General features: G+C 67.0%; 1 protein-coding gene. It reads left to right on the top strand.

Features of this window, described 5'->3' with window-relative positions:
- Positions 1 to 784 (top strand): ATP-binding protein (locus tag AC1D00_RS43650; RefSeq protein WP_477015002.1); only part of this gene is annotated, 784 nt, incomplete at both ends.

Below are 784 nucleotides of genomic sequence, written 5' to 3'. Positions count from 1 at the left end.
GCTTCTGGCCTTCGCGCGACGGCAGCCGCTGAAGCCGCAGATCTTCAATGTCGGCAGCCAGGTCGAGGGCGTGGCGCAACTGGTCCGTCCGCTGGTCGGCGGCCGCATCGAGATCAGCGTCGAGGTTCAGGATGCCGATTGTTTCACCGTCGCCGACGTCGCGCAGTTCGAGACGGCATTGATCAACCTCGCCATCAACGCCCGCGACGCCATGAACGGCGAAGGCCGCCTCACCATCGCGGTGCGCAAGGTGCAGGGCATCCCGAGCCTGCGCGCGCAATCGGCGCGTGGCGGCGACTATGTCGCGATCTCGGTCGCGGATACCGGCAGTGGCATCGCGCCTGAGAACATCGACGCCATCTTCGAGCCGTTCTTCACGACCAAGGAGGTCGGCAAGGGCACCGGCCTCGGCCTCAGTCAGGCGTTCGGTTTCGCCAAGCAGTCCGAGGGCGACATCGCGGTGACGAGCACACCTCGCAAGGGCGCGACCTTCACGATCTACCTTCCGCAGGCGCAGAGCCCGGCCGCCGAGAGCGAAGCCGCAGCGCTGACCAGCGAAGCCGCGACCACCGGGCGCGGCTACCGCGTGCTCGTGGTCGAGGACAATGACGACGTCGGCCAGTTCTCGACCGAGCTGCTGGAGGACCTCGGCTATGTCGTCCGGCGCGTCGCCAATGCCAGTGCGGCGCTCGCCATCCTCGGCGAGAACGAATTTGCCGTCGATCTCGTCTTCTCCGACGTCATCATGCCCGGCATGAACGGCGTCGAGCTCGCCGGCCTCATC

This window comes from Bradyrhizobium sp. P2_E8, assembly GCF_056403875.1.
The sequence above is the reverse complement of the archived record's forward strand: the minus strand, read 5'-3'. Positions and strand labels throughout refer to the sequence as shown.